Source organism: Streptomyces phytophilus (genome assembly GCF_013870535.1).
Taxonomy (GTDB): domain Bacteria; phylum Actinomycetota; class Actinomycetes; order Streptomycetales; family Streptomycetaceae; genus Streptomyces; species Streptomyces phytophilus.
Window position 1 is genome coordinate 1 of sequence record NZ_JACBXC010000201.1, and the last position, 7,182, is coordinate 7,182.

The 7,182-nt window shown below is 72.6% G+C and carries 7 protein-coding genes and 1 pseudogene; 4 read left to right on the forward strand and 4 right to left on the reverse strand.

The genetic code is table 11. The features are described from left to right. Nucleotides 1-245: RNA polymerase sigma factor (locus tag H5J30_RS12345; RefSeq protein WP_309505510.1), on the reverse strand; the 245-nt coding region annotated here is incomplete at its 3' end. A gap of 123 nt (nt 246-368) precedes the next feature. Here H5J30_RS12345 and trpS point away from each other — a divergent pair. The 3 genes and pseudogenes from trpS to H5J30_RS36635 form a co-directional block, all read left to right on the forward strand. After that, nucleotides 369-1,388, forward strand: coding sequence for a tryptophan--tRNA ligase (gene trpS / locus H5J30_RS12350; protein WP_181787481.1), 1,020 nt, complete (start codon nt 369-371; stop codon nt 1,386-1,388). A 21-nt stretch (nt 1,389-1,409) separates the two neighbouring features. Next, the gene (locus tag H5J30_RS12355) at nt 1,410-1,991 is read left to right on the forward strand and encodes a 2'-5' RNA ligase family protein (protein WP_181787482.1); all 582 of its coding nucleotides are present in this window, start codon (nt 1,410-1,412) and stop codon (nt 1,989-1,991) included. A gap of 360 nt (nt 1,992-2,351) precedes the next feature. Beyond that, nucleotides 2,352-3,017: pseudogene (locus tag H5J30_RS36635) on the forward strand (YihY/virulence factor BrkB family protein); the annotation flags it as partial. Here H5J30_RS36635 and H5J30_RS12360 read toward each other — a convergent pair. The 3 genes from H5J30_RS12360 to H5J30_RS12370 all read right to left on the reverse strand — a co-directional run bounded on the left by H5J30_RS12360 (nt 2,925) and on the right by H5J30_RS12370 (nt 6,016). After that, the gene (locus tag H5J30_RS12360) at nt 2,925-4,301 is read right to left on the reverse strand and encodes a D-alanyl-D-alanine carboxypeptidase family protein (RefSeq protein ID WP_181787485.1); all 1,377 of its coding nucleotides are present in this window, start codon (nt 4,299-4,301) and stop codon (nt 2,925-2,927) included. The pseudogene H5J30_RS36635 and the gene H5J30_RS12360 sit on opposite strands and share 93 nt — an antisense overlap. 100 nt (nt 4,302-4,401) lie before the next feature. After that, nucleotides 4,402-5,346, reverse strand: coding sequence for a hypothetical protein (locus tag H5J30_RS12365; protein ID WP_258563275.1), 945 nt, complete (start codon nt 5,344-5,346; stop codon nt 4,402-4,404). Nucleotides 5,347-5,410: 64 nt separating this feature from the next. Continuing rightward, nucleotides 5,411-6,016, reverse strand: a complete 606-nt coding sequence (locus tag H5J30_RS12370; RefSeq protein WP_181787483.1) for a GNAT family N-acetyltransferase — start codon at nt 6,014-6,016, stop codon at nt 5,411-5,413. 233 nt (nt 6,017-6,249) lie between these two features. On the opposite strand from H5J30_RS12370, the gene H5J30_RS12375 reads away from it, so the two are divergent. After that, on the forward strand, nt 6,250-7,182 hold a 933-nt coding region (locus H5J30_RS12375; RefSeq protein WP_181787484.1), incomplete at its 3' end, for a serine/threonine-protein kinase.

A 7,182-nucleotide genomic window follows, 5' to 3' on the forward strand; every position in this document is an offset into this window, starting at 1 on the left:
CGGGCCGCCGCCCGCACTGTGTTCTTGGTCTCATTGGCCACGATCCGCAGCAGCCACGGCCGGAAGGCCGCTCCGTCCCGGAAGCCGCCCAATGCCCGGTATGCCTTGATGAAGGCGTTCTGCACCACGTCTTCGGCCTCCGCGCCCGCCCCCAGCAGCAGCGCGAGCCGGTGCGCGGTCTCCGCGTGCGCGCGCACCAGTTCCGCGTACGCCTCGGACTCCCCGGCCCGTACGCGCGCGATCAGACGCGCCTCACCCGCACCGTCCCCGCTGATCGCCGCACCTCCCCCCGCCACCCGCCGACGCCCCCCGCACCCTCCCTACACCGCCGGGCCGAAACGGGTTCCGCACCTGAGAGAATGAGCCGCATGGCAGCCCCGACCCATCGCCCCCGTGTGCTCTCCGGCATCCAGCCCACCGCCGGCTCGTTCCACCTCGGCAACTACCTCGGCGCCGTCCGCCAGTGGGTGGCCCTCCAGGACACGCACGACGCGTTCTACATGGTGGTGGACCTGCACGCGATCACGGTCCCCCAGGATCCCCAGGAGCTGCGGGACAGCACGCGCCTGGCCGCCGCGCAGCTGCTCGCCGCCGGTCTCGACCCGGAGCGCTGCACGCTGTTCGTCCAGAGCCACGTGCCCGAGCACGCGCAGCTCGGCTGGGTGATGAACTGCCTCACGGGGTTCGGCGAGGCGTCCCGGATGACGCAGTTCAAGGACAAGGCCGCCAAGCAGGGCACGGCCAACACCACCGTCGGCCTCTTCACGTACCCGATCCTGCAGATCGCCGACATCCTGCTCTACCAGGCCGACGCCGTCCCCGTCGGCGAGGACCAGCGCCAGCACATCGAGCTGACCCGCGACCTCGCCGAGCGCTTCAACAGCCGCTTCGGCCGGACGTTCACCGTGCCCGCGCCGTACATCCTCAAGGAGACGGCCCGGATCTACGACCTCCAGGACCCGACCGTGAAGATGAGCAAGTCCGCGTCCTCGCCCAAGGGCCTGATCAACCTCCTCGACGAGCCGAAGTCCTCCGCGAAGAAGATCAGGAGCGCGGTGACGGACACGGACACCGAGATCCGCTACGACCCGGAGGCCAAGCCCGGCGTCAGCAACCTCCTCACCATCTACTCGACCCTCACCGGCGCCCCCGTCGCCGAACTGGAGCAGAAGTACACCGGCAAGGGCTACGGTGCGCTGAAGACCGACCTCGCCGAGGTGGTGACCGAGTGGGTGACGCCGTTCCGCTCCCGTACGCAGGACTACCTGGACGACCCGGAGACGCTGGACTCGCTGCTGGCCAAGGGCGCGGAGAAGGCGCGTGCGGTCGCGGCGGAGACACTCGCCGAGGCATATGACAAGGTGGGCTTCCTGCCCGCCAAGCACTGAGGGCCCGTGAAGGAGACGCTTGTGGGGACCGTGACGGTCGGTGTATCGATCGCCGTCCCGGAGCCGTACGGCAGCCTGCTGCAGCAGCGCCGGATCGGCTTCGGCGACACCGCGGCCCACGGCATTCCCACGCACATCACGCTGCTGCCGCCGACCGAGGCCGACGCCGGGGCGCTGCCGCGGATCGAGCGGCACCTGGCGCAGATCGCCGACTGCGGGGTGCCCTTCCCGATGCGGCTGAGCGGTACGGACACGTTCCGGCCGCTGACGCCGGTGGTCTTCGTGCAGGTGGTGGAGGGGGCGGCGGCCTGCTCGTGGCTGCAGAAGATGGTCCGGGACGCGTCGGGGCCGCTGGCCAGGGAGCTGCAGTTCCCGTACCACCCGCATGTGACGATCGCCCACGACATCGACGAGGCGGCGATGGACCGGGCGGCGGCGGAGCTGGAGGACTTCGAGGCCGCGTGGTCGGTGGGCGGGTTCTCGCTGTACGAGCAGGACGCGGAGGGCGTGTGGCGGCTGGAGCGGGAGTTCCGCTTCGGCGGTGACTCGGCGCTGGAGCTGCCGGCGCAGACGCGCTCCGAGCCGGCGCCGTCGCCGGGCTGACACGGTCGCGGGGCTGACGCCTTCTCCTGCGCTGACGACTTCGCCGGCGCTGACACCGTCGCCGCGCTGACGTCTTCGCCCGCGCTGGCGTCTTCGCCGGGCTGATGCGCCACGCCAGCGTGCCGCGTCGCTTTCCCCACCCTCCCCACAGATAGCCTGGCGTTTCCGGGGCATACGCCGGTTCGTACGGCCGCCGCGCACCCGGTGGCGGCTCGGGGGACGCGACGGCGGGAGTGCACCGTGGAGTGGCTGACCAGGTTGCCCGTCGTCGGCCCGCGCATCGCGCGGCTGCTGCGCACCCGCGCGTACCGGGCCTTCGAGTACGTCCAGGACCGGCACTGGAGCCGGCTCGCCGGGGCCGTGACGTTCAGCAGCTTCGTCGCCCTCTTCCCGCTGATCACCACCGCCGCCGCGATCTCCGCCGGTGTCCTGAGCGACAGCCGGCGCAAGGACCTGGAGGACTGGCTCACCGAGCAGGTGCCCGGCATCTCCGACCGGCTCGACCTCGGCGGGCTCTTCGCGAACGCCGGCACGGTGGGGCTGATCTCGCTGGCCGCGCTGCTGTTCACCGGCATCAACTGGATCAGCACCCTGCGCGACTGCCTGCGGGCCGTGTGGGACCGCGCGGACATCTCCGAGAACCCGTTCGTCGGCAAGGGCAAGGACGCCCTCATCCTGCTCGGCCTCGGCGGCACGGTGCTCGTCTCGCTGACCGTCTCGATCACGGCCACGACCGCCGCCGACGCCGTACTCGGCGCGCTCGGCGTCAAGGAGGGCGGCTGGGGCGGGGCGCTGCTGGAGGTGGCCGCGTTCGCCGCCGCCGTGACCGCGGGGTTCCTGCTGCTGGTCTACGTCCTGACCCGGCTGCCCGGAGTCCACCCGCCGCGGCGGCGGGTGGTGGAGGCCGCGCTCGGCGGGGCGGTGGGCTTCGAACTACTCAAGCTTCTTCTCAGCGGCTACTTCAGCGGCATCGCCGGAAAGAGCGTCTACGGCGCCTTCGGCGTCCCCGTCGCGCTCGTCGTCTGGATCAACTTCATGGCCCGCCTCCTGCTCTATTGCGCCGCCTGGACGGCCACGCCCGACGAGGTCGGGAAGCGGCCAGCGGCGGTGGATGACGTAGGCGACGATCGCGAGCAGCGCGACTGAGCCGATCGTGATGGCGAGCGCCGTGCCGACGCCGCCCTCCTCACCGCCGTCCGCGGCGGTGGGCTCGGTGCCGTCGGACGCGGACGGCTGCTCGCCGGAGCCGGCGGAGCCCTGGCCGCCGTCGGCGTTCTTGCCGGAGTCCTGGCCCGCGCCGTCCTCCTCGCGCATGCCCTCCGGCGGGACCAGCTCGCCGACCGGCTGCACGGCGGGGGCGGCCTTGAAGCCCCAGTCCAGCAGCTTGCCGGCCTCCTTGTAGACGGCGTTGGACTCGTCCTCGTCGGGGTGCATGACGGTGACGAGCAGCACCCGGCCGTCGCGCTCGGCGACGCCGGTGAAGGTGGCGCCGGCGTTGGTGGTGTTGCCGTTCTTGATGCCGGCGATGCCCTTGTAGACGTCCACGTCGACGTCGCCGGTCAGCAGCCGGTTGGTGTTCTGGATCTCGAAGTACTCGCGCTTCTTGCCCTTCTTCCCGCCCGGGAACTTCGCCCGGGGGGTGGCGGCGTACGCGCGGAAGTCGGGGTTCTGCATGCCGGCGCGGGCGAAGAGCGTGAGGTCGTACGCGCTGGAGGTCTGCCCCTTCGCGTCGTACCCGTCGGGGCTGACCACGTTCGTGTCCTCGGCGCCCAGCTCGCGCGCCCGGTCGTTCATGGCCTGCACCGTGGCGTCGACGCCGCCGTTCATGGCCGACAGCACGTGCACGGCGTCGTTGCCGGAGCGGAGGAAGACCCCGAGCCACAGCTCGCGGACGGTGTAGGTGAGGTCCTCCTTGATGCCGACGAGGCTGCTGCCCGCGCCCATGCCCTCCAGTTCCTCGGCGGCGACCTTGTGCTTCTCCTCCTTGTTGAACAGGGGCAGCAGGGTCTCCGCGAAGAGCATCTTCAGCGTGCTGGCCGGGGGCAGCTTCCAGTGCGCGTTGTGCGCGGCGAGCACCGCGCCGCTCTCGGCGTCGGCGACGACCCAGGAGCGGCCGGTGAGCTTCTTCGGCAGCTCGGGGGCGCCGGTGCCGAGGTCGACGTGGGTGCCGGGCTGGCCGAGGAGGGTGCCCCCGACGTTCGACATCTGGTCGGGCGGCCGCGGCTTGTCGTCCTGGGCCGCGGCGGGCGCGACGCCCCCGAGCGACAGGAGCGTGGCGGCGGCGGCGAGCGCGGCGCCGCGGATAGTCACATGAGATGTCGGCACGTCGCGAACCTACCTGGAGTCGCCGTCGATGTGGACACCGAGGTGCGCTAGTTGGCCGAGCGCCCCCGGACGGGTCGGAGGGTCGTCAGGACCCCGTCTGCACCTCGCGGGCCCGGTCGGTGCAGACGCCCATGAGTTCCTCGACGACCGCCATGTGGTCCTCCAGGTCGTTCACCGGTTCGAGCCCCAGCCAGCAGACTACGGTGCCCTGCCGGGCCAGCACGGTGACCACGGTCTCGTCGAGGTCGGGGTTGGTGTGCCGGAGGGCGACCGCCTGGTCCGCCTCGCTGGGGAAGGACACCGCCGTCGCCTCGTTGCTCGCCTTGAACGTCTCGGACTCCTCCGAGTAGGCGTCGGCGGCCACCTTCGTGCTCCGGCACGCCGCGACGTTGAACTCGGCCCCGACCATCGTCGCGCCCTCGTACGGCCGCTGGACGTACTCGGACGCCCCCACGTGGCAGGGGGAGTCCCGCCGGGAGGCCGGCGGGTTGCGCTCCTCCCAGCCCGGGGGGAGGCTCTGCAGGTCCGGCAGGACCTCCTTCGTCTCGGCGGCCGTCAGCGCGCGCGGCGCGTAGCCGCCGCCGGAGTCGCCGTCGGTGATGACCGTCACGCCGCCGTACGCCCCGAGCGCGATCAGCACCGCGAGCAGCGCGGCCCCCAGCGCGAGCGTGGCGCGTCCGGCGGGTGTCCTGTTGACGGTCAGCGGGCCCAGCGTGATCTGGCTGCCCTTCACGTCGCTGCCGGAGATGACCACGCTGCCGGCGGTGTTCTGGACGGGCGCGTGCACCATGGCGGCGAGCCGGCCCGCGAACTCGGCGTCCCCGTCGATCGCCTCGGCGAGCGCCGCCCGCACCTCCCGCTGGGCGGCGGGGTCACCGGGCGCGGCGGTCAGACCGTCCAGCGCGGCGCGACCGCGAACGGAGCGGCGCAGCCTTTCCTGTACGAACGTGGACGTGGCCGTGCCGGCCGCGCCCCCCACGACGGAGATCACCGCATGGGCGGCCATCGCCGCTAAGTCGCTCGGGTACATTCCCCACCCTCGTATGTCACCACGGACCCCCGCGACCCCCCTGGTCATGCCCGCGACACACAGGCTACTCCGGCGGGTGCCCCCGCCGCCGGGGCGATCCGCCGGTACCGCGCCGGGTGGCCTTGTCCCACTCGGCTCTGGTGAGGGCGTACTCGACCTCGCCGTGCTCGGAGCCCTCGATCGCCTCGGGCCAGTCGCCGGTGAAGTGCCGTACGAAGCACAGCCCCGACTTCTCCATGACGCGCCGGGAAGCGGCGTTGACGGCCATCGTGTTGGCCGTGACGCGCTCGACCCCCAGATCCGTGAAGCCCTTGCGGATCAGCGCGCGGGAGCCTTCGGTGGCGTAACCGCGGCCCCAGGCGGCCCTGTTGAGGCGGTAGCCGAGTTCGACGACGGCGGGGCTGTCCGCCGCCACCGGCCGGAACTCGAACCAGCCCAGGAAGGCGCCGGTGCCCTTCTCCTGAGCGGCCCAGTACCCGCGGGTCCCCCAGGGGTAGTCGTGCATGAGCCGCGGCAGGACACGGCTCTCCACCGCCTCGCGGCCGGTGGGGCGGCCGCCGTTGATGAAGCGCATGACCTCGGGGTCGCCGTCCAGGGCGATCAGGTCATCGGCGTCGGCCGCCGTGAACGGGCGCAGGGTGAGACGGCCGGTCTCCAGGAAGTTGGCCACCCCCCGATCCTCATCCGCCCGCCCGCCCCCCGCACCCGCTTTTCCACCGTGCTGCCTCCCGGCCGTCGCCGAGGCGTTCTTCTGACGACGGGGGCGTGGCGCAACCCCCGGCACCCTCCGTTGCGTGTATCCGACCGGCGGCCGCGGGTGGGAGCCGCGATCGGCCGGGCGGCCATTAGGATCACGCGCACGGCACAGCAGCGGAGTTGACGACCCCGGGGGGACCCATCGGTATGGCCGGACAGGAAGCGGACCCGGGTGCGCCTGCGCAGGGCTCGGTCTTCCAGCCGCTGGAGGCCGGCGACCCCGTGCAGTTGGGTGACTACGTCCTCGCCGCACGCCTCGGCGCCGGCGGCATGGGTACGGTCTACCTCTCGCACACCCTGGCCGGGCGGCCCGTCGCGATCAAGGCGATCCGTCCGGAGCTGGCGGGCGACCCGGACTTCCGGCGCCGCTTCCGCCAGGAGGTGGCCGCCGCGCGGCGGGTGCACGGCCTGTACACCGCGCCCGTCATCGACAGCGAGATCGACACCGCCCCGCTCTGGCTCGCCACCGCCTTCGTCCAGGGCCCCACGCTCGCCGCGGCGGTCACCCGCCACGGCACGCTCCCCGTCGCGTCCGTCCTGCTGCTGGCCGCGGGGGTGGCCGAGGCACTCCAGGCCGTGCACGGGGAAGGCATCGTGCACCGCGACCTGAAGGCGTCCAACGTGCTGCTGGCCACGGACGGCCCCCGCGTCATCGACTTCGGCATCGCGCGGGCCGTCGACGCGACGGCACTCACGAAGACCGGGGTCGCCGTGGGCACGCCCCCGTTCATGGCGCCCGAGCAGGCGCTGAACAAGGAGATCGGCCCGGCCACCGACATCTTCTCCCTCGGCCAGCTCGTCACGTACGCGGCGAAGGGCACACCCGCGTTCGGGGAGGGCCAGTCGCACGGCGTGCTGTACCGCATCGTGCACGAGCAGCCGGACCTGGCCGGCGTACCCGACGCCCTGCTGCCCCTGCTGCGCCGGTGCCTGGCCAAGGACCCCGCCGAGCGGCCCTCCGCCGCCGAGGTCATCGGCCTGTGCCGGGCGGCCTCCGAGGGCGGCATTCTGCGGCGTACCGGCGACTGGCTCCCCGGGGCCGTGACGGCGGACCTCACCCGCCACCACGACGTACCCGCG